Genomic DNA, 23,332 nt, shown 5'->3' on the forward strand with positions numbered 1-23,332 from the left:
AGGCCCCTATAACAGTGACATTGTCGAATCCTTTTGGGAGAGCACCATGTCACGCCCCGACGTCAAAGCGTTCTTTGATCACGACACCAATACGGTGAGCTATGTGGTCACCGACCCGGCCACCCGGCACTGCGCCGTAGTGGATTCCGTGCTGGACTACGCCCCCAACTCCGGGCGTACCCGGCTCACCAGCGCCGAGCAGATCGTTGCCTACATCCAGCAGGAAAACCTCACCGTAGACTGGCTGCTGGAAACCCATGTGCATGCGGATCACCTGTCCGCCGCACCCTGGATCCAGCAACAGGTGGGCGGCAAGCTGGCCATTGGCGAGCACATCACCACGGTGCAGGAAACCTTCGGCAAGGTATTCAACGAAGGCAGTGAATTCGCCCGCGACGGCGGCCAGTTTGATCACCTGTTCAAAGACGGCGAGACCTATCAGGTCGGCAATCTGCAAGCCCGTGCCATCCACACCCCCGGCCATACCCCGGCCTGCATGAGCCATGTGATCGGCGATGCCGTGTTCGTCGGTGACACCCTGTTCATGCCGGACTACGGCACTGCGCGTTGCGATTTCCCCGGCGGCGACGCCCGCACCCTGTATCAATCCATCCAGAAGCTGCTGGCCCTTCCCGATGAGACCCGCATGTTCCTGTGCCATGACTATCTACCGGATAGCCGTCAGGACTTTATCTGGGAAACCACCGTGGGTGATCAACGCCGGCACAACATCCATGTGCACCAGGGCATCAGCGAAGATGAGTTTGTCAGCATGCGCGAGACACGGGATGCCACCCTGGATATGCCACGCCTGATTCTGCCCTCGGTGCAGGTAAACATGCGCGCCGGCCATCTTCCGCCCGAGGAAGACAACGGCGTCAGCTACCTGAAAATCCCGCTGAATGCGCTATGAAGGGCCAAGACATGCCAATGGAAGAAGTGCTCTGGGATGTAATCATAGTGGGGGGCGGTGCCGCTGGTCTGGCCGCTGCCGCCAGCCTGCTGAAGCGTAAACCCACCCTGTCCCTGGCCATCGTCGAGCCCAGTGATCGGCATTATTACCAGCCTGCCTGGACGTTGGTGGGCGGCGGCTGCTTCAACCCGGAAGACACCTGCCGCTCCACTGCCTCCCTGATTCCGCACGCAGCCAAGTGGATCCGCAGCCGGGTAACCCGGCTACTGCCCCAGCAAAGTCAGGTGGCCCTGGAAAACGGTGAACTGCTCAGCTACCGCACGTTGGTCGTTGCCCCCGGGCTTGAGTTGCACTGGGCAGCGATCGCCGGACTGGAGGACACCTTGGGCAAGCACGGCGTGACCAGTAACTACCGCTACGATCTCGCCGCTTACACCTGGGAATGCGTACAGAAACTGAAAACAGGCCGCGCGCTGTTCACCCAGCCCGCCATGCCCATCAAATGCGCCGGCGCGCCACAGAAAGCCATGTATCTGTCCTGCCATCATTGGGAAAAACAAGGCTGCCTGAACCACATCGATGTTCACTTCCACAACACCGGTGGCGCGCTGTTCGGGGTAGCCGATTTTGTGCCGCCGCTAATGGAATACGTCAAACGCTATCACGCCCACCTGGCTTTCAGTAGCGAGCTGATCGCAGTGGATGGTCCGGCGCAAACCGCCACCTTCCGCGATACCGCCGCAGATGGCAGCAGCCATGAACGCAGCGAAGCTTTTGACATGCTGCATGTGGTGCCACCACAACGCGCGCCAGCCTTTGTGCGCAACAGCGAACTGGCCAACGCTGCAGGCTGGGTCGCTGTAGATGAAGCGACTTTGCAGCACCCCCATTATGCCAACGTGTTCAGCCTGGGCGATGCCTGCGGTGCCAGCAACGCCAAAACCGCCGCTGCAGTAAGAAAACAGGCGCCTGTGGTCGCCGAAAACCTGCTCGCATGGCTGGGCAAACAACCCATGCGCGCCCGTTATACCGGTTACGGAGCCTGCCCACTGACCGTGGAAAAAGGCAAGGTGGTACTGGCCGAGTTCGGCTACGGAGGCAAACTGCAGCCCAGCTTCCCGCTCAACCCAGCCGTGGCCAGAAGCAGCATGTGGTGGTTGAAACGCCACGCCATGCCTCGCATCTACTTCAGCCTGATGCTCAAAGGCCATGAGTGGCTGGCCAAGCCGGACAAGCTGTGATGAAACTGCCCCAGTGGATGGGCGCGTCCCAATGGCTGCCTGACTATAACCGGCAGACCGCAGCCCAGGATGGCGTCGCCGCCATTATCGTCACCATTATGCTGATCCCTCAGAGCCTGGCCTATGCCATGCTTGCCGGTCTGCCGCCGGAGGTGGGGCTGTATGCGAGCATTCTGCCACTGGTGGCCTACGCCCTGTTTGGCACCAGCCGCACTCTGGCCGTTGGCCCCGTGGCTGTCGCCTCGCTGATGACCGCCGCCGCGGCCAGCGAGATTGCCGCCGCAGGCACCACCGAATACCTGACCGCGGCCATCCTGCTCGCCACCCTGTCCGGCCTGTTCCTGGTAGTGATGGCGTTGTTACGACTGGGCTGGATTGCCAGTCTGCTTTCGCATCCGGTGGTCAGTGGCTTTATCACCGCCTCCGGCCTGCTGATTGCCGCCAGCCAACTCAAGCATCTACTCGGCATCCCCATCAGCGGGCACAACCTCTATGAACTGGCCCTTTCCCTGTACCGCAATCTGGGGGCGATTCACTGGCCCACCGTAGCACTTGGCGGTGGCGCCACACTCTTTCTGTTCTGGGTACGCAAGGCGTTCAAACCACTGCTGCTGAAAACCGGTTTCACTCCATTCTGGGCAGACCTGACCAGCAAGGCCGGACCAGTATTGGCAGTACTCGTGACGACGCTGCTCACCGCCACTCTGCGCCTGGATGAGGGTGGTCTGGCCATTGTCGGTGATATCCCCAGCGGCCTGCCCGGACTGGTAATGCCCAGCCTGAACCCAGGACTGTGGAAGTCGCTACTGGTACCAGCCATCCTGATCAGCCTGATTGGTTTTGTGGAATCCATTTCCGTCGCTCAAACCCTGGCTGCCAAACGTCGCCAGCGTATCAACCCGGACCAGGAACTGATGGGTCTGGGCAGCGCCAACCTGGCCAGTGCCTTCAGCGGTGGCTTCCCGGTCACAGGTGGCTTCTCCCGCTCGGTGGTAAACTTCGATGCCGGTGCCCAGACCCCTATGGCTGGTGTCTTCACCGCCGTGGGCATTGCCCTCACCGCCCTGTTCCTCACCGGCTTGTTTGTGTATCTGCCCAAGGCCACCCTGGCGGCAACCATCGTGGTGGCCGTATTGTCACTGGTGGATCTCGGCACCCTCAAACACACCTGGCATTTTTCCAGGCTGGATTTTACCGCCATGCTCATCACCATTCTCGGGGTACTGGGCGTGGGCGTGGAAGCCGGTGTCATGGCCGGGGTGATCAGTTCGCTGGCGCTGTACCTGTACCGCACCAACCAACCCCATGTGGCCGAGATCGGCCAGGTTCCCGGCACAGAGCACTTCCGTAATGTGCAACGACATGAGGTGCGAGTTTCCCCGACCATCCTCAGCCTGCGCATTGATGAGGCGCTCTATTTCGCCAATATCCGTCGCCTGGAAGACCAGATCTACGACGCCGCGCTGCAGCGTCCGCAAATCGATCATGTCATTCTCAACGGGGCGGCCATCAACCATCTGGATGCCAGCGCCGTCGACGGTCTGCTGAGCCTTAACCAGCGACTCAGCGATGCCGGTGTCACACTGCACTTTTCCGAGATCAAGGGGCCGGTGATGGATCAGCTGAAGCGGGCGAACATCCCTGAGCTCCTGACCGGTAATATTTATCTGACTCACTTTCAGGCCATTGAAGACCTTGCCCCGGAATGCCTTGAAAAAAAGCGCCATGACTTGCAAGGCAAAGATAGCCCGGTAAGCTGATGTCACACTGACGAGGAGCCCTCATGACAACCACCAAGAAATTGACTGACGATTTGTTTGTTGCCGCACAACTGCAACCTGGGGACATGGCCGAACTGGCCAAAGCGGGCTTCAAAATGGTGATCAACAACCGCCCGGACGGGGAGTCAGAGGATCAGCCCAGCAGCGCAGAGATGGCCGCTGCCGCCGAGGCCGCCGGACTGGAATATGCACATCAGCCGGTGGTCGGCAGCAATATCAGTGAAACCGACATCGACGGTTTTGATGCCATCGTGTCTCTGGCCGACACTCCAGTACTCGCCTTCTGCCGCACCGGCACCCGCTGCACCACCCTGTGGGCCCTGAGTCAGGCAGATGAACTGGACAACAACACCATCCTCAACACCGCAGCCGACGCCGGTTACGATCTGAGTGGTCTTGTGGGGCGGCTGGATCAGCGTCGCGGCTAGGGGCCACTCCGAGCCGCTGGTGTAGGAGCCTGCCTGAAGGCGATCCGAGCCTTGGTGAGGAAAAAGTTTCGAGTTACGAGAAGCGAGTTTCGAAAGGCAAAACCGCAATCGATTTTCGAAACTCGGTACTCGCTACTCGTAACTAAAGATACCGCAGGTGATACCACACCAGCGCCAGCCACTCGTACCAGATTTCCGGCAACAGGGATAACGCGCCAGCGGACGGACGCCAGGCCTGCTTAGGCAGGCGTTTCTGCCAGGCGGCCTGGGCAAGAATGCCCTGACTCTGAAAGCACAGCAGAGCTCGGGGCAGGTGCGAGCGGTCACTCACCAGAATGACTTCATCCACATGATGTTGCGCCAGCAGAACCGCCGTGTTCACTGCATTTTCCCAGGTATTGCGGCTGTCGCTTTCCTTGAGCACCGTCAGGTTTGACCAACGGCGACGGACTTGCTCGACCATCAAATCCGCTTCCGAGGGCGCTTCATCCCCTTGGCCCTGAAGCTTCAGGCCTCCGCTGACCACCAACGGCAGGCCATGCTCATGGGCCAATCGAGCGGCCAACTCAAGCCGCCGCAGGCCACGAGTTGTCAGGGAAAACTCCCCGTTACGCTGCCGCCGCCCAGCCCCCAGTACCACCACGGCCTGGGGGGTCACACCTGAAATGCGCCTGGGCATCGGTGGCAGCAACCCCCTGACAATGGCCGGCAAGGTCGCCCCAACCAGCACCATCAATGCCAGCCAGGTCAGCGCCATGAATGCATCCCCCGGCTTTCAGTCCGACAAATACCCTCAGAGCATTGAGAAATCCGTGCCGAGCTCATGTATCCTATGTCTCCTTTGCCGGTAACCCTTGGACTATCTGGCCTCTGAGCCATTCAAAGGTTCCGCACCCCATTTCCAGTTGTTTTTGTGATCAGAAAGAGACCCGATGGACGCACAGTATCGCCCCGATCAGATCGAAGCCCAAGCCCAGCAGTACTGGGAGGATAACCAAAGCTTCAAGGTCACCGAAGAGGCCGGCAAGGAAAAGTTCTATTGCCTGAGCATGTTCCCCTACCCGTCTGGCCGCCTACACATGGGGCATGTGCGTAATTACAGCATCGGCGATGTGATCAGCCGCTACCAGCGCATGCAGGGCAAAAACGTTCTGCAGCCCATGGGCTGGGATGCTTTCGGCCTGCCCGCCGAGAACGCCGCCATCAAGAACAAGGTGGCTCCGGCCAAGTGGACCTTCGAAAATATCGACTACATGAAGGGCCAGCTCAAGCGCTTGGGCTTCGGCTACGACTGGGACCGTGAACTGGCCACCTGCACCCCGGAATACTATCGCTGGGAGCAGTGGTTCTTTACCAAGCTCTACGAGAAAGGCCTGGTATACCGCAAGCAGTCCACCGTGAACTGGTGCCCCCATGACATGACCGTGCTGGCCAATGAGCAGGTGATCGAAGGCTGCTGCTGGCGCTGCGACACACCGGTGGAACAAAAGAACATCCCCCAGTGGTTTATCAAGATCACGGACTATGCCGAAGAGCTGCTCAACGATCTGGATCAACTGGATGGCTGGCCGGAGCAGGTCAAGACCATGCAACGCAACTGGATCGGTCGCTCCGAAGGGGTGGAACTGGACTTTGCCATCGAGGGTGAAGCGCCCCTGCGCGTCTACACCACCCGCCCGGATACCCTGATGGGCGTAAGCTACGTAGCCGTAGCAGCTGGACACCCGTTGGCCCAAAAAGCGGCCGCTGCCAATCATGAAGTGGCTGACTTCGTGGACGAGTGCCAGCACACCAAGGTGGCTGAAGCCGATATGGCCACCATGGAAAAGAAAGGTATCTTCACCGGCTTGTACGCTACTCACCCCATCAGCGGTGAGCAGGTGCCAGTGTGGATCGCCAATTTCGTACTGATGGGTTATGGCACAGGTGCCGTGATGGCGGTGCCCGCTCACGACCAGCGCGACTTTGAATTTGCGCAGAAGTATGGCCTGCCCATCACCCAGGTTATTGAATATGTAGATATGCGTCAGGAGATGGCTGATGCAACCGAGAAAGGCAAAGAACAGCTGGAGCGCATTGCAAAAAAGTACGCGTTTGAACCAACCGAATGGAAGGTTTGGTACGACGACAAAGGCGTTCTTGTTAATTCTGGACAGTTCACGGGGCTAACCTCCGCCGAAGCCTTCGATGCCATCGCTGCCTGGCTGAAGGAGCGCAACCTGGGCGAGAAAAAAGTGAACTACCGCCTGCGCGACTGGGGGGTCTCCCGTCAGCGTTACTGGGGCGCCCCCATTCCCATGGTGGAAACCGAAGACGGCCAGCTGCACCCGACACCTGCCGACCAGCTGCCGGTGGTACTGCCCACCGACGTGGAAATGGATGGCGTCAACAGCCCCATCAAGGCCGACCCGGAGTGGGCCAAGACCACATTCAATGGTCAGCCTGCTTTGCGTGAAACCGACACCTTCGACACCTTTATGGAGTCCAGCTGGTACTACGCCCGTTACTGCTGCCCGCAGAACGATCAGGCCATGCTGGACCCGGACGCCGCCAACTACTGGCTGCCGGTCGACCAATACGTAGGCGGTATCGAGCACGCTATTCTGCACCTGCTCTATTCCCGCTTCTTCCACAAGCTGCTGCGTGATACCGGCCTGGTGAGTTCTGACGAGCCGTTCAAGCAACTGCTGTGTCAGGGCATGGTACTGAAAGACGGTGCCAAGATGTCCAAGTCCAAGGGCAACACCGTGGACCCGCAGGAAATGATCGAGCAATACGGTGCCGATACCGTGCGCCTGTTCATCATGTTCGCCGCGCCCCCGGAGCAGTCCCTGGAATGGAACGACTCCGGTGTAGAGGGCGCATCGCGCTTTATCAAGCGCCTGTGGCGTCAGGTTGCCGAGCATGTGGAAGGCGGTCTGCCTGGTGCGCTGAACGTGGATGCAGTCGATGACAACGCCAAGGCCCTGCGCCGCAAGACTCACGAAACCATCCAGAAAGTCAGCGATGATTTCGGTCGCCGCCACACCTTCAACACCGCCATCGCCGCGGTGATGGAGCTGATCAACGAAGTCAGCCGCTTCGAAGGGAAGAGCGAAGCCGATGGCGCCGTTAAACACGAAGCCCTGGAAGCCGCCGTACTGCTGCTTGCCCCAATCATCCCCCATGCGGCTCATGCCCTGTGGCAAGCATTGGGTCATGATGACACTGTACTCACAGCCGGCTGGCCGAGCGTAGACGAAAGCGCCCTGGTGAAAGACAGCATCGAGCTGGTGGTACAGGTGAACGGCAAAGTGCGCGCCAAGCTGACCGTGCCCGCCAATGCGGACAAGGATGCAGTGGAAGCCCTTGCCAAGGACGAGCCCAACGTGCAGAAATTCACTGAAGGCAAGACCATCCGCAAGGTCATTGTGGTACCAGGCAAACTGGTCAACATCGTTGCCAACTAACCTAGGGCGGAAATCGGCGCTAGCCGATCTCCGCCACCAGTGTTCACGGAGATGTTCATGAAGGCTGCTGCCGGTATCACCGCCCTGTTTCTGACTCTGCTGATCAGCGCCTGTGGTTGGCAGCTACGCGGCGTCACCAACCAGCCGAATCTGGAAACCCTCACTATCAAGGGTGCCAGCACCAAGCTGCATTACACTCTTGAAGCCCAGCTGGAAAAACAGGGTGTACTCACGCACGGCGAGTCGCCCTACCTGCTGATCGTGGATGACGAAGACTGGATGCGGCGAACCTCTGCTGTGGATGCCCAGGGCCGCCAGGCAGAAATTGAACTCCGCTACACGCTCTACTGGCATATCCAGGATCGCAAAACCGGGGCCCTGCTCACCACCCCGGCCAGGTTGCGCGCCATTCGTACCCTGCCCTGGTACCCGGAAAACGCCACCGCCTCCTCCGATGAGGAAGACTTGGTGCGTGATGACCTCTATGAGGACATGACCATTCGCCTGATCAACCAGATCGCCACCGCCTCGCAGCGCTGGGAGCCCTACTGACATGCGTCTGCGCCCGGAGCAACTCGGCAAGCACTTGTCAGCAGATCTGAAACCGGCCTATCTGATCGCCGGTGATGAACCCCTGCAGCAACAGGAATTGCTTGATGACCTGCGTCGGGCTGCCCGTGACCAGGGCTTCGACGAGCGCCACCGTTTTTCCTCAGACACAGGGATCGACTGGAACGCCCTGCGCAACGAAGCCCAGAGCATGAGCCTGTTCGGTGGTCGCCGAATTCTCGAGCTGGTGCTCAATGGCAAACGTCCCGATAAAAATGGCAGCGAGATCCTGCGTGAACTGTTCGCAGCCCCCTCCCCCGACACCCTGCTGCTGATTAATTGCTCCAAGCTGGATCGTCGCAAGGACTGGAACAGCGCCTGGGTAAAGGCCCTGGACGAGATCGGCGCCATCATTGAAGTGTGGCCGGTGGAAGGCAACAACCTGCGCAACTGGTTACAGGACCGACTAGCCAGCCGTGGCCTGCACGCCAGCGACGATGCCATGGCGCTGCTCATCGAACGTAGTGAAGGCAACCTGCTGGCCGCCGCCCAGGAAGTCGACAAGCTGTCCCTGCTGGTGGAAAACGGTCAGGTCTCCCCGGAAGATGTACAGCAGGCAGTGGGCGATTCCAGCCGCTACTCTCCGTTCGATCTCACTGAGGCCACCGCCCAGGGCGATGCCCATCGGGTCATGCACATCATTCAAACCCTGCGCGCAGAAGGGGTTGAGCCCCCCGTTCTGCTGTGGGCGCTCAGCCGCGATATTCGCATGCTCGACGGCATGATTGCCGGCGGCCCACCACCACGTCTGCCGCCACAACGCGCACGCGCCATGCAGGCCCAGGCACAACGCCTCAACCCGCAACAAATCCGCGCCGCCCAGGCCAGCGCTATCCGTGCCGATCAGTGTGTCAAAGGCATGTCCAAGGGCGACCCCTGGCAACACATCACCAACCTGGCCCTGCGCCTCGCGGGCAAGCCGCTGCCGAGAAGCATGGAAAGGTAGCTATGCCGCTGCACCCATGATGCCTTGGTAAACACTCGCTACTACCCGCAATAGCCTGCCTGCAGGCAATCCGAGCCTTGGCGAGGCAAGAATTCCAGAAGCGAGTTTCGAAAATCAAAGAACAACAACCAGGCACGACGAGGTTTGAGGTTTGCCTTTCGAAACTCGGAACTGATTTTCCTGCAAGCCAAGAAATGAGACTCACCAGTTCTGCTCATTTGGCCCAAATAGCCCTCACCGGATCGCCAATCTCTGCTAGCCTGTCAGACCACGATCAACAGCAGCAGAACAACAATGAGCGAACCCCGCGATACGTCCTCCATCAGTTTCACTGCCCTGTACACCGGCCATGTCTGGACCCGTGACGGCATCTCCGCCCCGTTTTTCCACACTCGCGGTGGAGCCTTCCTGTATGGGGCGCTGGCACCCTTCGAGTTTGTCGGGCGACATATTGTCGGCGGCAACATCCGCACCTTTCTGCTGCAGCGGCATCACCTAATTGATCACCGCCTGCACCAGCTGATCGAAGCAGGCGTGACTCAAGTCGTAGAGATTGCCTGCGGCCTGTCGCCACGGGGACATCGTTTCTGCCAGCAGTATCCGCAGCTGACTTATCTGGAAACCGACCTTCCCGATATGGCGCATCGCAAGCAACAGTTGCTGCAGGAACATGATGTGCTCAGTGAACGTCACCGGGTGATGCCTATCAATATTTTCGCCGAAGACGGCGAACTGAGCCTGGCACATGTGCTCGACCAGTTGGACCACAGCAAACCCGTGGTGGTGATTACCGAAGGGCTGGTGAATTACTTCCCGCTGGACGTCATTTCAGAATTCTGGAAAAAACTGGCCATCGCCCTGCAAGCCTTTCCTCAGGGCACCTACCTCACCGACAACTATCCCCTCTATCGCGGCATGCCCTTCTACCGCACCCTGAAAGTGCTCGGCAATATGCTCGGTGCGGTATCGCGCAGCCAGGTCGGCTTCCACTTTCACGCCGACGACGAAGCCATCAGCCACTTTAAAACACTGGGTTTCGACGACCTGAAAATTCACAACCCGGCTAACTATTACGACCAGCTCCCCATCCCCAAAACCCGGGGCAACCCTATGGTGCGGATCATGGAAGCGGTTAAGAGCAGTGAATAGTTAACAGTTAATAGTGAACAGCGCGCGAGCGGTTTTTTCACTTAGTCGGAACCAAAAAGGCCGCGCCCGAATCCCGGGCGCAGCCTTTTTGGTCTGGATCTTTCTTTTAGCTTTTAGCTGTTAACTGCCTTTAGGATCAGCCATAGATCCGGTGCACTTTGCCGTCATTTTTCGGGCTCAGAAAGTACTGGTTGTCTTTCAGCAATTCGGTGAATTTCTCCGCCAAGGCAATATTGCCGTGCTTGAACAAGCAACGCAGATAGCCTTGGTCGTCATAGTCAAACACCAGCAAATCCAGTTTCAGCTCCGGGTTTTCCAGGTACAGGGTGCAATCCCTGGCATGGTCCGCCATCGAGAAGCCTGGATCATCCAGCTTGATCAGACAACCAAAGAAGTTGATGTCGACCACTTTCACCGGCTTGTTGAAACGATACTGATCACCAATACGAGATTCACTGGTGACATAACCACGGCTGTTGCATGGAATCAGGCGCTCGGCGCGTCGGCGATCCAGATTTTTTGATTCTCCTTTGCGGAAGTATCGGGTGCCCTCGACATTTTCGATGGATTCACCACGCAGGAAGGTGGAGAACAGATCCAGAGACACCTCACGCTTTTCCAGCTGGGGCAGGTGATCCGCGCCTTTGATCAGCACAAACTGGGCATTGGGACACTTCTCGGCAAAAGAAGCGTTCTCCCACGGCAGGGTAAAGCTGTCGAACTCGCCCGTGGTCACCAGAGTGTCGCATTCCGGATAGCCCAGCAGCCCTTCCACGGACAGCAACCGGCTCCCGTTAATCACATACCGCTCCTGCTCGTTCTCGGACAACTTTTTCATTTGCCGATAGAACAGTTTTCTGGCGGTCGGAGTGATGCCGGTTTCCTTGATGCGGTTGTAGTTCACCAGATACAGCACCACAGCCTGGCTGAATTCATCCATGCGTCCTTCACCCAGCACACGCTTGGACTCATCCACCAGCATGCGCCAGCTCTTGCGCGGGCGGGTGACAATACCAGCCACAATCAGCTTGCCGGTGGCATCGGGATACTTGTAGGCAAAAGTACTGGCAATGGCTGACCCCAATGACAACCCCATCAGATGCACCGTGGAAAGGCCGGAGCGACAGGAAAACTCATAAAGCAGGTCAGCCAGGTCCTCCATACTCAAATCGGGAGCGATCTGGGTGTTGTTACCGAGAGAAGGCAAATCGACAAGGATGACCGGGAAATCCTCGTAGATACGCTCGACGCAGTATTTGTAGGAAGTAAAATTCTGGAAGGCTCCACCAACGACCAATAGAGGCGGCTTGTGGGCATTGCCGGGATGCGCAAACGCCAGGTAATCGATTCGCCATTTCCCTACCCACATCTGCAAGGGTTCTGCCTTGATGGAGGCGCGGGTATATTCCTCGTAATGGATTCCCATTGGCTGGCTCCGTATCTTGTTCTTGTTGTTTGGTGCCCATCACTTGATCTCTTTATCTGATCTCTGGGGGGCACCGGTATAACTACCGTAATATCAGGCAGCCTCTGGCCCTCAAAGGCTCTGGCAGTCCTGATTGCACGCCAAGTTCACGCGCTTGTGCGCTACCATTTTTCTGTGCCAAACTGGCACAATCGTGCCAGAAAACAACAACTTGGCACCGTTTGTGTAGCAAAGGATTTCAATTCTTCACCATTTGTGTGCAAGCGTAAAGCACCAGTTATCGCTATAATGCCGCTCTTTACCTCTTTCAGTTTGTGACGCTATGGATATCCAGCAATACATGCAGCGCCTGGGCGAGCAAGCTCGCCAGGCATCCCGGGCCATGGCCCGCGCCAGCTCCGGAGACAAGGACAAGGCCCTGGCAGCAATCGCCAGCGCCCTGCGCAGCCATCGCAGTGCAATTCTGCAAGCCAACCAGCAGGACCTGGACAACGGCCGCAATAACGGTCTGGACGCCGCCCTGCTTGACCGCCTGGAACTGACCCCTGCCCGCTTTGATGGCATGGTGGAAGGCTTGGAGCAGATTATCAGCCTGGCAGACCCGGTAGGCACCATCACCGACCTGGCCTATCGTCCTTCCGGCATCCAGGTGGGCAAAATGCGGGTACCGCTGGGCGTCATTGGCATCATCTATGAATCCCGGCCCAACGTGACCATCGACGCCGCCGCCCTGTGCCTGAAATCCGGCAATGCGGCGATTCTCCGTGGTGGCTCCGAAGCGATTAATGCCAATCAGGCCATTGCCGAGTGTATTCGCATTGGCCTGCGAGATGCTGGCCTGCCGGATACCGCCGTGCAGGTAGTGGAAACCACTGATCGCGCAGCCGTGGGCGAGCTGATCAGCCACCCCGAATATGTGGATGTGATCGTGCCCCGGGGCGGCAAGGGTCTGATTGAGCGCATCAGCAATGATGCCCGGGTGCCCGTGATCAAACACCTGGATGGCAACTGCCACACCTATATTGATGATCAGGCCGACATCAACAAGGCCATTGAGGTGGCCTACAACGCCAAGACCCAGCGCTATGGCACCTGTAACACCACCGAGACGCTGCTGGTGGGCAATGCCATTGCCGCACAGGTACTCCCTCAGCTAGCCGCCCGCTATCAGGACGCCGGGGTAGAGTTGCGCGGCTGTGAGCAGGCTCGCAGCCTGATAGAAGGCATGAGCGAAGCCACTGAAACCGATTGGAGCGAAGAATATCTGGCTCCGATCCTGGCGGTCAGGATCGTCAAGGATATGGACGAAGCGATTGAGCACATCAATCGCTACAGCTCTGGCCATACCGAAGCCATTATCACCGAGAACTATACTCGCGCCCGCCAGTTCCTGACCGAAGTGGACTCCAGCTCGGTCATGGTGAACGCCTCCACCCGTTTCGCTGATGGGTTTGAGTACGGCCTGGGTGCTGAGATCGGTATATCCACCGACAAGATCCATGCCCGCGGCCCGGTAGGCCTGGAAGGCCTGACCAGCCAGAAATGGGTGGTGCTGGGTGATGGACACATTAGGCAGTAAAGCCTGATGCTTGAGGTTGGACCTCGCAAGCTGAGCCCGCAGGCGCCCCTCGTCCTCTTTGGCGGTACCTTTGACCCGGTGCACCGTGCGCATATCAGTGCCGCACGAGCTGTGTCGAAGGTGCTGCACGGCGCCCCGGTGCACCTGCTGCCCAACGCAGTGCCACCCCATCGCCCCCAGCCCATGGCTGATGGCGAACAGCGGCTGGCCATGCTGCGGCTGGCATGCAAGCGCTACCCGGAACTCGTGGTGGATGACTGGGAATTACGCCAGGACGGCCCCAGCTATAGCCTCAATACCCTGCGCCATTTTCGGCAGCAGAACCCCGGCAGACCCCTGGTGTTCATGATTGGGGCAGACAGCTTCAACTCTCTCCATCTCTGGCATCAATGGCAGGATTACACCACCCTTTGCCATCTGGCCGTCGTGCCGAGACCAGACTGTGCACTGGCACCGGACCAGGTTCAGGCAGCCTTCCCGGAGAGTGATGCAGAGCAATTGATGCGGCAGCCTTTTGGGCTTCGATTAATGCTCAAACGTCCCTTTCTGGATGTCTCTGCCACCGCCATCCGCGAGGCGCTGGAAAAAAAAGGCGACTGTCCGGCACTGGATCCCGCCGTCAGCGCTCATATTCGCCGCCAGCACCTGTATAATGTGGCAACACTGAATTCATCAACCAATCACGAGGCACCATGAGCGCAGACACCCCGCTTCTGTCCCTGGTCATCAACGCCCTGGAAGAACTGAAAGCCCAGAAAATCACTGAACTGGACGTGCGCGACATGACCAGCATGGCCGATCATATGGTGATCGCCAGCGGCACCTCCAACCGTCATGTGAAAGCCCTGGCAGACAATGTAATCGATGCCGCCAAGAAGGCTGAACAACCGCCGATTGGTAGCGAGGGGGAGGACTCGGGGGAATGGATTCTGGTGGATCTGGGTGATGTGATTGTGCATGTGATGCTACCCGCCACCCGCGAATTCTACGATCTGGAGCGTCTGTGGCAAAACCCGGATCATCACCCCGACCGCAATCAGGATAAAGACGCCTGACCCATGCGCATCTTTCTGCTGGCAGTGGGCACCCGCATGCCTGTGTGGGTCACCGAAGGTTTTTCCGAATACCAGAAACGCATGCCACCAGACATGCGCCTGGAACTGGAAGAAATCCCCATGCCCAAACGCAGCAAGGGCGATACCGCCAGCCAGATTCGCAGTGAAGCCGAGGCGATCCGCAAGCGACTGGAAAAGTACCCCGGTGCCAAGGTGGTGGCATTGGAAGTACTGGGCCGCGCACTGGACACCCCGTCACTCAGCCGTAAACTGGGTGAACTGAAGGATCTGGGACAAGATCTGGTTATTCTGGTCGGTGGCCCCGATGGGCTTTGCGCCGAACTGTCTGCCAGTGCCCATGAACGCTGGAGCCTTTCCAAGCTGACCCTGCCGCATCCACTGGTGCGGGTATTGTTGGCCGAGCAGCTCTATCGTGGCTGGACGCTGCTGACCGGGCACCCCTATCATCGCTGACCTTTATTGAGTGTGCGCTAACGCCAACATGCGTCGACCTTTAACCCTCAAAGACCATCACCATGAACAGCGCATCTTTGGCGTGCGACTGGTCGTGGGCGTCTTTCTGGTGCTGTTGCTCACCGGCGTTCTGATCAGTCGCATGGTCTGGCTGCAAGTCATCGAGCACAGCCGCTACACCACCCTCAGTGATAACAACCGGGTGCAAACCCAGGCGATGTCTCCGCCAAGGGGGCTCATCACTGACCGCGATGGCGTTATCCTCGCCGAAAACCGGCCCGACTTTTCACTGGAAGTGATCATCGAACAGACTCGGGATCTGGACGCTCTGCTCACCGAAGTTGCCAAGCTGGTAGAACTGGACGAAGGGGACCGGGAGCGGTTCGACAAACGTCGCCGCTCCGCCCGTCGCCCATGGGAACCCGTACCCTTGCGCGGCCGCTTGACCGAAGAGGAAATTGCCCGCCTGGTGGTCAACCAGCACCGCCTGCCAGGGCTGCGCATTTCCGCCGACCCGGTCCGTCACTACCCCCATGACATTCTGTTTTCCCATGTGATCGGGTACGTGAACCGGATCAACGCCCAGGATCTGGATAACATGACCTTGGATCAGCAACGGGATTATGCCGGCACCCACTTTTATGGTCGCACCGGCATCGAGCGCTTTTACGAAGATCGCCTGCATGGTGAAGTGGGCTATCGACAAGTGGAAACCAATGCCCGTGGCCGCATCCTGCGCGTACTGGAAGAACAACCACCGGTTCCCGGCCAGGACCTGACCCTGCGCTTGTCTATGCGGGTGCAACAGGCCGCCTATGATGCCCTGGGGGACCGCCGCGGCGCGGTAGTCGCCATTGATCCCCGCGATGGCAGTGTACTGGCGTTTGTCAGCCGTCCGGGTTTCAATCCCAACCTGTTCGTGACGGGTATCTCACACAAGGATTACTCCGCCTACCGTAACGATCACGATAACCCCCTGTTCAACCGGGCCCTGCAGGGACGCTACCCGCCGGGCTCCACCATCAAGCCCATGCTCGGGCTCGCTGGCCTGGATGCCGGCGTCACCAACTGGCAACGCAGCATTCGTGATCCCGGTTTCTACCAGCTGGAAAACGACCCCCACCGTTACCGCGACTGGAAACGCTGGGGCCATGGCCGCGTCGATTTGCATCTGGCCGTCGTGCAATCCTGTGATACCTATTTTTACGACATGGGTTTCAAGCTGGGCATCGACAGGATGCACGACTACATGAACCAGTTTTCCATCGGACAAGTCACGGGCATTGATCTGGACAACGAATCTCAGGGCCTGATGCCATCCAAGCAATGGAAAAAGGCCTTCCGCAACCGCCCCTGGTTCCACGGCGACACCATCAACGCCAGTATCGGACAGGGTTTTGTCCTGGCAACCCCTCTGCAACTCGCCACCGCCACCGCCATTACTGCCAATCACGGCAAGCAAGTCATCCCGACGCTGGCGGGAGAACAACAGGCGATAGAGCGCAGCGATCTGGTGCTTCAGGATGAAAGCAACTGGGAAAAGATGACCAACGCCATGGTGGACGTGACCGGCCCCAAAGGCACAGCACGAGTCATGGCAGTCAACGCCCAATACCCAATCGCCGCCAAGTCCGGCACCGCCCAGGTCTTCTCCGTAGGCCAGGATGAAACCTATAACGAAGACGAAATCGCCGAGCGAATGCTCGACCACGCCCTGATGGTCTCCTTTGCCCCTGCCGACAATCCGGCGATAGCAGTAGCGGTACTGGTAGAAAATGGTCGCCATGGCGGCTCCACCGCTGGCCCGGTTGCACGGGAAGTCATGGATGCCTGGCTGCTGGACAAGGACGGCAACCTGAACGTTCCGGCGGTTTTTGCAGCGAAATCTGAAACAGCAGCGCCCCCATCGCCCGACAGTGATGAAACCAGCGGCGAGGAGAGCCCATGAGCCAGCGCGAATTTTTTCGGCAAATGCCAGGCCAGGGTGGCGCCTCGCTCTCTCCCGGCCTGGCTGAGCGTCTGCATCTGGACGCCCCGCTACTGGCCAGCCTGCTAATGCTGATGCTGGGTGGCCTGACAGTGCTCTACAGTGCCGGTGGCGAGAGCATGGAACTGGTCGTTCGCCAATGTATTCGCTTTGGCGCAGGCCTTGCCGCCATGTTTGTGCTGGCCCAGTTCCCTCCCCGCAGTTACCGCTTCTGGGCACCCGTCATTTATACCATTGGCCTGATACTACTGGTGCTGGTACTGGTGGCAGGCACCGAGGCCAAAGGGGCGCAGCGCTGGCTTTCCATCCCCGGTCTCGGCCGCTTTCAGCCGTCTGAAGTCATGAAGCTGGCCGTGCCGGCCATGGTGGCCTGGTTCTTCAGCGAACGCACGCTACCGCCCAAACTGCTAGACGTGATAGGCGCGTTGATCCTGCTGGGCCTGCCCGCCATGCTGATTGGCCTTCAGCCAGATCTGGGTACCGCCATTCTGATTGCAGCCAGCGGCCTGGTCGTCCTGTTTATGGCTGGACTGTCCTGGCGGCTGATCGCCGTGGCAGTGATCGTCGTTGTTACCGCCGCACCGCTGATGTATTTCTTCGTGATGCATGACTACCAGCGCAATCGGGTAGACACTTTTTTGAACCCGGAAGCCGATCCACGGGGAACTGGATGGAACATTATCCAGTCCAAGACAGCGATCGGCTCTGGCGGCATCGACGGCAAAGGTTGGCTGGATGGCACTCAGTCACGGCTCGATTTTTTGCCTGAGTCCTCAACCGATTTCATTCTGGCAGTGCTCAGCGAAGAATTCGGTCTTGTTGGTGTCTGCATCCTGCTGATCATGTATCTGGTCATTGTCGGGCGCGGATTTTTTATCAGCTGGCAAGCACAGGACACCTTCTCAAGGCTACTGGGCTCCAGCCTGATCATGACGTTCTTTATCTACGTTTTCGTCAACATGGGCATGGTGACCGGGCTGTTACCCGTAGTCGGTGTTCCGCTGCCACTAGTGAGCTACGGCGGCACCTCTATTGTGACACTGCTGGCCAGCTTCGGAATGTTAATGTCGATTCAGACCCATCGACGCCTGATTAGTTATTGAGCAACTGCAGCACGCTTCACGCAACATGCGGGAGAGGCTGCGCCAAAAGAAAACAAACAGGAGTAGCGGCTTTGCGGCGTATTCATCACGGATTTATTGGCACCCTGCTTTCCCTTGCTGCCCTCACGGCCCAAGCCGAACTGGAGCATACCTGCCCGGAAAATGGCGCTTATCTTGAGCGTCCTGCGGCCAAAACCATGATCGCTGATCTGGTAAAACAAGGCCTGGATGAACAGCGCATTCGCACCGTACTGGGTAGCGCCGAGTGTCAGCCGAAAATTCTCGAGTCCATCGCCAGGCCAGCCGAAAAGACACACACCTGGGCGACCTACCAAAAGATTTTCCTTCAGGAGAGCCGGGTACAGAAAGGGGTGGAATTCGCCCATGAGCATGCCGACACTCTGAGCCGCGCTGAACAAACCTACGGTGTACCGCGGGAGATCATACTCGCCATCATTGGTGTGGAAACCCGTTATGGACAGCACATGGGCACATACCGGGTGGTCGATGCGCTCGCCACTCTGGGCTTTGATTATCCGCCGCGGGGCAAGTTCTTCAGCAAGCAACTGAAAGCCTTGTTTGAACTGGAGCAGCAGGCGCACATTGATGCCGAGACCATCACTGGCTCCTATGCCGGAGCCATGGGCTTCGGCCAGTTTATCCCTACCAGCTATCAGGCCTATGCGGTGGACTTCGACAACGACGGCGTCACCGATCTGGTCAACAACCCGGTAGACGCCATCGGCTCGGTCGCCAACTATTTCAGTGAACATAAATGGAAGCCCGGTTTGCCTGTGGCAGCACGGGCTCAACTCACCGGTTCTGGCTACCAGGCGCTGGCCAAGAAGGGATACCAACCCAGCTTCACTCTCGCCACGGCCCAGGCGGCAGGTGTCACCCCATTGAGTTGCCAGGCAGCCATTACCAGTGAGTTCTGCTTCGATCTGCCGGACAGCACCCGTGTCGCCCTGTTGGATCTGCAGGGTACCGACGGCGCCGAGTTTTGGTTGGCCACTGACAATTTCTATACCATCACGCGCTACAACCATAGTCGTCTCTACGCCATGGCCGTGTTACAACTGTCACGACAGTTAGCCGCTGCGCTGGAGAACACGCAATGAAACGCCTTGCCATACTGGCAACCGCAAGTGCCTTCCTTGGCGCCTGCGTGACAGCCCCGCCCCCCACGGGTACCCAGAAGGACCCCAATGGAGCCCCTGGGTCTGATCGTTACAGCCTGCAGCAGGATACAGCCCCACATCAGCATCGCGATGTGTCAGCCCTGCCCGAGCCGGTGCCAAAACAAGAGCCGCGCAGTAAATACGGCAACATGGAGAGCTACAGCGTCTGGGGCAAAACCTATCATGTGCTCCCGGATGCCAAAGGGTATATCGCTGAGGGTAATGCATCCTGGTACGGCCAGAAATTCCATGGCCACAGGACATCCAGTGGTGAAGCCTTTGACATGTACCAGTTCACCGCAGCTCACCGCAGCCTGCCGCTACCCACCTATGTACGCGTCACCAATCTGGATAATGGCAAGAATCTGGTGGTTCGCGTCAATGATCGCGGCCCCTTCCACGACAATCGCATCATCGATTTGTCTTGGGCGGCCGCCGTTCGCCTGGGGATTGATCAAGCGGGCACCGGCAGGGTCCGGGTAGAAGCGCTGAGCGCCAATGACGAGAAAACACCCGGCAGCACCGTGCCAACTGCCGTCCGAGCGGCTGTAGACAGCCCTCCTCCCAATACCGCCAGCACCCCCTCTTCCGCCCAACGCCTCTACCTGCAGGCGGGCGCTTTTCAGGACCGAAGCAGCGCTGAACGCCTGCGCCAGTCCCTGCGTGAGCAGCTGGGTCTGGAAGCCGAGATCCGAGAGCAGCAGCCCCTGTTTCGGGTCTGGCTTGGCCCTTATCAGGATGATCTGAGTCGCCAACAGATGCGCCAACAGGTTGCTGATGCGGGTTTTGACCGCCCCATGCCGGTTGCCCCGTGACTTGCAGGCCAACATGACGCATCGTCGGACAAGCTTCAGTCCGCGGTACAAATTCTGGCATCCAACCCCTAAAATGCGGCCATCATGTCGTCACAGGGCCGTTACGGTTAACGTAGAACATTGCGATACGCAGGGATCTTTTTGTCATTCTCATGTCAAACCCCTGCCAACCGGCCCATAACTATTCATTTTGTCAGGCAGACAAGGAACTACAGGCAGACCACCATGCGCCCCCAGTCATTACGCAGCTCTTTTTTTGTTTTCTTTGCTTTTTTCGGTGCCCTGATCACCCTGCAGGCTAACGCCAGCATGGTTCCCCGCGCTCCCCAGATTGATGCGCGCGGCTACCTGCTGATGGATGCTGCCAGTGGCCACGTTATCGTGGAACACAATGCCGAGCAGCGTCTGCCGCCCGCCAGCCTGACCAAAATGATGACGGCCTACATTGCCGAGGCGGAGCTGCAGAAAGGGAATCTGTCCGAAGACGACATGGCCCCTGTCAGCGTCAAGGCATGGCGCATGGGCGGCTCAAAGATGTTTATCAAGGAAGGGACCCGCGTTAGCGTGGGTGATCTTCTGAAAGGAATCATCATCCAGTCCGGTAATGACGCCAGCGTCGCCATGGCCGAATTCGTGGCTGGCTCCGAAGACGCCTTCGCTGATTTGATGAACCAGCACTCTCGCCGCCTGGGCATGCACAGCACCCACTTCATGAACGCTACCGGCTGGCCGGCGGAAAACCATTTCACCACTGCCAAGGACATGGCCACCCTGGCCCGCGCCATCGTGCGTGACTTCCCCGAGCACTACGACACCTACGCCCAAAAAGAATTTACCTACAACGGCATCACGCAGCAGAACCGCAACCTGCTGCTGTGGCGCGACGCCCGGGTGGATGGTCTGAAAACCGGCCACACCGAAGAAGCAGGATATTGCCTGGTTTCTTCTGCGAAAGATGGCGACATGCGCCTGATTGCTGTGGTCATGGGCACAGATTCAGAAAGTGCACGAGCTCGGGAATCCCAGAAGCTGCTGACCTATGGATTCCGTTTCTTCGAAACCTACAAGGCCTACAGCGCTGGCGATATCCTCGACACAGCTGAACTGTGGATGGGAGAGAAACGTGAAGTTCGCCTGGGTCTGGCTGAGGACCTGGTGCTGACTATCCCAAAGGAAAGCCACGAGAACCTGAAAGCGGAAGTCACCGTCAACCCGCAGCTGCAGGCCCCCATTGCCGAGGGCCAACAGTACGGCAAAGTCATCGTTCGGATGAACAATGAGCTGCTGGTAGAAAAACCCCTGGTCGCACTCGAAACCATCGAAGAAGCCGGCTTCCTGACCAAGATCTGGCACCATATCCTGATGTTCTTCACCGGGTTATTCTAAACCTGACCCAGCGCCGGAGGCCGCACCACACAGAGAGGACGGCCTCCCTTTCCTACACCGGGACAGCCCATGTCACAGGTCTACCTCAATGGCGCCTTCATGGCCCCACAGGAAGCACACATTTCACCCATGGACCGGGGATTCCTGTTTGCCGATGGCATCTATGAAGTCATCCCGGCCTATAACGGTGTACTGTTTCGTTTCGATGAGCACCTGATTCGACTGGAACGCTCTCTTGCTGAAATCGCTATCCACAACCCCCATAGTCGTGAAGAGTGGCGTCACCTCTGCGAGACACTCATCGAGCGCAACGGTGGCGGAAACCTTTCGGTGTACCTGCAGATCAGCCGCGGGGCCACGGAAAAACGGGATCATGCCTTTCCAAACCCGCCAGTAGCACCCACCGTCTTCATGATGACCGGTGCCATCGCCATTCCTGCCGCCGACAGCCCGGACACAGCCTCAGGCTCAAAGGCCATTACCCTGGACGACATCCGTTGGGCACGCTGTGATATCAAGTCGATCTCGCTACTCCCCAACAGCCTGCTCCGCCAGCAGGCGGTGGAAGCAGGGGCCAGTGAAGCAATCCTGCTGCGAGATGGTTTCGTTACCGAAGGCTCAGCCAGCAATGTCTTTGTGGTCATCGCCGACACCATCATCACGCCGCCCAAAAGCCATGCCATTCTCGGCGGAATTACCCGTGACCTGGTTGTGGAACTGTGTCGTAGCCACCATATCCCCATTGAAGAGCGGGAAATCCCGGAAAACCAGCTACGACAGGCGGATGAAATCTGGGTCACCAGCTCGACCAAGGAAATTGTGCCCATTATCCAGCTCAACAACGCCCCGGTGGGCGATGGCAAACCTGGACAAGTGTGGAAAAAAGTGGCTCGCCACTACGTCAACTTCAAGCGCCGCCTGTGCGGCCAGGATCAGGAGTAACCTCATGGCTATTCAGGAACACCTGTGGGAATTTCCCCACGCCATGCAGCTAAAAGTCATGGGGTCCGCAGACGCCCCTCTCGAAGAAGCCCTGGTCGAAATCCTTTCGACCCACCTGGACGATTTCGAGGCGGATACTCATCTCACCAGCAAACCCAGCAGCAAAGGCACCTTCATCTCATTCACCGCACAGGTAGTGATGCGCAACCGGGGCCAGGTAGAAGCCATCTACAAGGCTCTGAACGAATGCCCACATGTGAAGATGACGATTTAAGCTACGACGCCGGACGCTAACGCCAAAAGCCGGGACAGTTCCGGTTTAAGCCTCCGGCATCCCCAGGGAGCGCATGGCATATTTTTTTGCTGTTCTGTACTTTTCATACCGCTCTTACACATAGTAACCCGGCGTCACAGCCCGACACCGAAGCCCCACCAACCATGCATTGGATTCGACCTTCCGTCCGTTTAGCTTAGCCCCAATAACAACAATGTTCGGGGGCTTCACATGAAAGTACTTTCATTACTGGGTTTGATTGGAACTCTCATGATACTGGTTGGCCTCAGCACCGCGCCTACCGCAGAGCCCGTCGCCAATACTGATCATCTTCGCCCAGACAAAACCATTATTCCCGCCATGCCACGCAGCCCCGCGATTCTCCAGCGCGTGAATGGCACACCGGTGCATTTCGATGCCTTCAACACTATCAACCTGCACGATGACGATGGCATTGAATATGGCATCAGCGTCCGGGAATTAAACCTGCATCTGGTGAACCAGAAAACAGGAAACCGCCTGATCTGATCAGTATGAATCTGATTGACTGTTGTTACCCCGAGAGGGGTCTGCCTTAAGCCCGGTCCCCCCACC

Annotated in this window: 22 protein-coding genes; 20 read left to right on the plus strand and 2 right to left on the minus strand. The window is 58.3% G+C overall.

The features are described from left to right. Positions 1-46: 46 nt before the first annotated feature. From Y5S_RS03780 to Y5S_RS03795, 4 genes are read left to right on the plus strand one after another with little or no spacing between them, the layout of a single operon-like run. On the plus strand, positions 47-913 hold the full coding sequence (locus Y5S_RS03780) for an MBL fold metallo-hydrolase (protein ID WP_035230502.1): 867 nt from the start codon (positions 47-49) through the stop codon (positions 911-913). Beyond that, positions 910-2,154, plus strand: a complete 1,245-nt coding sequence (locus Y5S_RS03785; protein ID WP_231552618.1) for an NAD(P)/FAD-dependent oxidoreductase — start codon at positions 910-912, stop codon at positions 2,152-2,154. Before Y5S_RS03780 ends, Y5S_RS03785 begins: the two co-directional genes overlap by 4 nt. Further along, a complete protein-coding gene (locus tag Y5S_RS03790) occupies positions 2,154-3,914 on the plus strand; it encodes a SulP family inorganic anion transporter (RefSeq protein WP_035230504.1) in 1,761 nt (586 codons plus the stop codon). Before Y5S_RS03785 ends, Y5S_RS03790 begins: the two co-directional genes overlap by 1 nt. A 23-nt stretch (positions 3,915-3,937) precedes the next feature. Next, the gene (locus tag Y5S_RS03795; protein ID WP_035230507.1) at positions 3,938-4,363 is read left to right on the plus strand and encodes a TIGR01244 family sulfur transferase; all 426 of its coding nucleotides are present in this window, start codon (positions 3,938-3,940) and stop codon (positions 4,361-4,363) included. 142 nt (positions 4,364-4,505) lie between these two features. On the opposite strand, the gene Y5S_RS03800 is transcribed toward Y5S_RS03795, so the two are convergent. After that, positions 4,506-5,120, minus strand: a complete 615-nt coding sequence (locus tag Y5S_RS03800; RefSeq protein WP_035230508.1) for a YdcF family protein — start codon at positions 5,118-5,120, stop codon at positions 4,506-4,508. Positions 5,121-5,295: 175 nt separating this feature from the next. Between Y5S_RS03800 and leuS the strand changes: the two genes are divergently transcribed. From leuS to Y5S_RS03820, 4 genes are all read left to right on the plus strand, one after another. Next, on the plus strand, positions 5,296-7,812 hold the full coding sequence (gene leuS, locus Y5S_RS03805; protein WP_035230509.1) for a leucine--tRNA ligase: 2,517 nt from the start codon (positions 5,296-5,298) through the stop codon (positions 7,810-7,812). A gap of 57 nt (positions 7,813-7,869) precedes the next feature. Beyond that, the gene (locus Y5S_RS03810; RefSeq protein ID WP_035230512.1) at positions 7,870-8,364 is read left to right on the plus strand and encodes an LPS-assembly lipoprotein LptE; all 495 of its coding nucleotides are present in this window, start codon (positions 7,870-7,872) and stop codon (positions 8,362-8,364) included. A 1-nt stretch (position 8,365) separates the two neighbouring features. Next, the gene (gene holA / locus Y5S_RS03815) at positions 8,366-9,367 is read left to right on the plus strand and encodes a DNA polymerase III subunit delta (protein WP_035230514.1); all 1,002 of its coding nucleotides are present in this window, start codon (positions 8,366-8,368) and stop codon (positions 9,365-9,367) included. Positions 9,368-9,661: 294 nt separating this feature from the next. After that, the gene (locus Y5S_RS03820; protein ID WP_035230515.1) at positions 9,662-10,516 is read left to right on the plus strand and encodes a class I SAM-dependent methyltransferase; all 855 of its coding nucleotides are present in this window, start codon (positions 9,662-9,664) and stop codon (positions 10,514-10,516) included. A 136-nt stretch (positions 10,517-10,652) separates the two neighbouring features. Here Y5S_RS03820 and Y5S_RS03825 read toward each other — a convergent pair whose 3' ends face one another. Next, a complete protein-coding gene (locus Y5S_RS03825) occupies positions 10,653-11,942 on the minus strand; it encodes an alpha/beta fold hydrolase (protein WP_035230517.1) in 1,290 nt (429 codons plus the stop codon). 322 nt (positions 11,943-12,264) lie between these two features. Here Y5S_RS03825 and Y5S_RS03830 point away from each other — a divergent pair, with 322 nt between their 5' ends. The 12 genes from Y5S_RS03830 to Y5S_RS03885 all read left to right on the plus strand — a co-directional run bounded on the left by Y5S_RS03830 (position 12,265) and on the right by Y5S_RS03885 (position 23,266). Then, positions 12,265-13,521 (plus strand): glutamate-5-semialdehyde dehydrogenase, encoded by a 1,257-nt coding sequence (locus Y5S_RS03830; RefSeq protein ID WP_035230519.1) that lies wholly within the window; start codon positions 12,265-12,267, stop codon positions 13,519-13,521. A 6-nt stretch (positions 13,522-13,527) separates the two neighbouring features. Next, on the plus strand, positions 13,528-14,217 hold the full coding sequence (gene nadD, locus Y5S_RS03835) for a nicotinate-nucleotide adenylyltransferase (RefSeq protein WP_052041374.1): 690 nt from the start codon (positions 13,528-13,530) through the stop codon (positions 14,215-14,217). After that, positions 14,214-14,576, plus strand: coding sequence for a ribosome silencing factor (gene rsfS / locus Y5S_RS03840; RefSeq protein WP_035230521.1), 363 nt, complete (start codon positions 14,214-14,216; stop codon positions 14,574-14,576). Before nadD ends, rsfS begins: the two co-directional genes overlap by 4 nt. A 3-nt stretch (positions 14,577-14,579) precedes the next feature. Next, positions 14,580-15,050 (plus strand): 23S rRNA (pseudouridine(1915)-N(3))-methyltransferase RlmH, encoded by a 471-nt coding sequence (gene rlmH, locus Y5S_RS03845; RefSeq protein ID WP_035230523.1) that lies wholly within the window; start codon positions 14,580-14,582, stop codon positions 15,048-15,050. Positions 15,051-15,078: 28 nt separating this feature from the next. Continuing rightward, the gene (gene mrdA / locus Y5S_RS03850) at positions 15,079-16,998 is read left to right on the plus strand and encodes a penicillin-binding protein 2 (protein ID WP_035230525.1); all 1,920 of its coding nucleotides are present in this window, start codon (positions 15,079-15,081) and stop codon (positions 16,996-16,998) included. Next, positions 16,995-18,140: a rod shape-determining protein RodA gene (rodA, locus tag Y5S_RS03855; protein WP_035230528.1), complete on the plus strand. Its 1,146-nt coding sequence runs from the start codon at positions 16,995-16,997 to the stop codon at positions 18,138-18,140. The genes mrdA and rodA overlap by 4 nt, the downstream gene beginning before the upstream one ends. Before the next feature lie 71 nt (positions 18,141-18,211). Continuing rightward, positions 18,212-19,261: a lytic murein transglycosylase B gene (mltB, locus tag Y5S_RS03860; protein ID WP_052041375.1), complete on the plus strand. Its 1,050-nt coding sequence runs from the start codon at positions 18,212-18,214 to the stop codon at positions 19,259-19,261. Next, positions 19,258-20,136 (plus strand): septal ring lytic transglycosylase RlpA family protein, encoded by an 879-nt coding sequence (locus tag Y5S_RS03865; RefSeq protein ID WP_035230530.1) that lies wholly within the window; start codon positions 19,258-19,260, stop codon positions 20,134-20,136. Before mltB ends, Y5S_RS03865 begins: the two co-directional genes overlap by 4 nt. 225 nt (positions 20,137-20,361) lie before the next feature. After that, positions 20,362-21,522, plus strand: coding sequence for a D-alanyl-D-alanine carboxypeptidase family protein (locus tag Y5S_RS03870; RefSeq protein WP_035230532.1), 1,161 nt, complete (start codon positions 20,362-20,364; stop codon positions 21,520-21,522). A gap of 69 nt (positions 21,523-21,591) precedes the next feature. Further along, positions 21,592-22,464, plus strand: a complete 873-nt coding sequence (locus tag Y5S_RS03875; protein WP_035230535.1) for a D-amino acid aminotransferase — start codon at positions 21,592-21,594, stop codon at positions 22,462-22,464. A 4-nt stretch (positions 22,465-22,468) separates the two neighbouring features. Beyond that, a complete protein-coding gene (locus Y5S_RS03880; protein WP_035230537.1) occupies positions 22,469-22,738 on the plus strand; it encodes a YbeD family protein in 270 nt (89 codons plus the stop codon). Positions 22,739-22,969: 231 nt separating this feature from the next. Next, positions 22,970-23,266 carry a hypothetical protein gene (locus Y5S_RS03885; RefSeq protein ID WP_035230539.1) on the plus strand — a complete coding sequence of 99 codons (297 nt, stop codon included), beginning with the start codon at positions 22,970-22,972 and terminating at the stop codon, positions 23,264-23,266. The last annotated feature ends 66 nt before the right edge of the window (positions 23,267-23,332 follow it).

Source organism: Alcanivorax nanhaiticus (genome assembly GCF_000756665.1).
Lineage (GTDB): Bacteria > Pseudomonadota > Gammaproteobacteria > Pseudomonadales > Alcanivoracaceae > Alcanivorax > Alcanivorax nanhaiticus.

Bases quoted from the DNA above. Each gene is read 5' to 3' on its own strand.
- Y5S_RS03780 (WP_035230502.1), top strand. From the start codon at position 47: ATGTCACGCCCCGACGTCAAAGCGTTCTTTGATCACGACACCAATACG.
- Y5S_RS03785 (WP_231552618.1), top strand. From the start codon at position 910: ATGAAGGGCCAAGACATGCCAATGGAAGAAGTGCTCTGGGATGTAATC.
- Y5S_RS03790 (WP_035230504.1), top strand. From the start codon at position 2,154: ATGAAACTGCCCCAGTGGATGGGCGCGTCCCAATGGCTGCCTGACTAT.
- Y5S_RS03795 (WP_035230507.1), top strand. From the start codon at position 3,938: ATGACAACCACCAAGAAATTGACTGACGATTTGTTTGTTGCCGCACAA.
- Y5S_RS03800 (WP_035230508.1), bottom strand. From the start codon at position 5,120: ATGGCGCTGACCTGGCTGGCATTGATGGTGCTGGTTGGGGCGACCTTG.
- leuS (WP_035230509.1), top strand. From the start codon at position 5,296: ATGGACGCACAGTATCGCCCCGATCAGATCGAAGCCCAAGCCCAGCAG.
- Y5S_RS03810 (WP_035230512.1), top strand. From the start codon at position 7,870: ATGAAGGCTGCTGCCGGTATCACCGCCCTGTTTCTGACTCTGCTGATC.
- holA (WP_035230514.1), top strand. From the start codon at position 8,366: ATGCGTCTGCGCCCGGAGCAACTCGGCAAGCACTTGTCAGCAGATCTG.
- Y5S_RS03820 (WP_035230515.1), top strand. From the start codon at position 9,662: ATGAGCGAACCCCGCGATACGTCCTCCATCAGTTTCACTGCCCTGTAC.
- Y5S_RS03825 (WP_035230517.1), bottom strand. From the start codon at position 11,942: ATGGGAATCCATTACGAGGAATATACCCGCGCCTCCATCAAGGCAGAA.
- Y5S_RS03830 (WP_035230519.1), top strand. From the start codon at position 12,265: ATGGATATCCAGCAATACATGCAGCGCCTGGGCGAGCAAGCTCGCCAG.
- nadD (WP_052041374.1), top strand. From the start codon at position 13,528: ATGCTTGAGGTTGGACCTCGCAAGCTGAGCCCGCAGGCGCCCCTCGTC.
- rsfS (WP_035230521.1), top strand. From the start codon at position 14,214: ATGAGCGCAGACACCCCGCTTCTGTCCCTGGTCATCAACGCCCTGGAA.
- rlmH (WP_035230523.1), top strand. From the start codon at position 14,580: ATGCGCATCTTTCTGCTGGCAGTGGGCACCCGCATGCCTGTGTGGGTC.
- mrdA (WP_035230525.1), top strand. From the start codon at position 15,079: ATGCGTCGACCTTTAACCCTCAAAGACCATCACCATGAACAGCGCATC.
- rodA (WP_035230528.1), top strand. From the start codon at position 16,995: ATGAGCCAGCGCGAATTTTTTCGGCAAATGCCAGGCCAGGGTGGCGCC.
- Y5S_RS03865 (WP_035230530.1), top strand. From the start codon at position 19,258: ATGAAACGCCTTGCCATACTGGCAACCGCAAGTGCCTTCCTTGGCGCC.
- Y5S_RS03870 (WP_035230532.1), top strand. From the start codon at position 20,362: ATGCGCCCCCAGTCATTACGCAGCTCTTTTTTTGTTTTCTTTGCTTTT.
- Y5S_RS03875 (WP_035230535.1), top strand. From the start codon at position 21,592: ATGTCACAGGTCTACCTCAATGGCGCCTTCATGGCCCCACAGGAAGCA.
- Y5S_RS03880 (WP_035230537.1), top strand. From the start codon at position 22,469: ATGGCTATTCAGGAACACCTGTGGGAATTTCCCCACGCCATGCAGCTA.
- Y5S_RS03885 (WP_035230539.1), top strand. From the start codon at position 22,970: ATGAAAGTACTTTCATTACTGGGTTTGATTGGAACTCTCATGATACTG.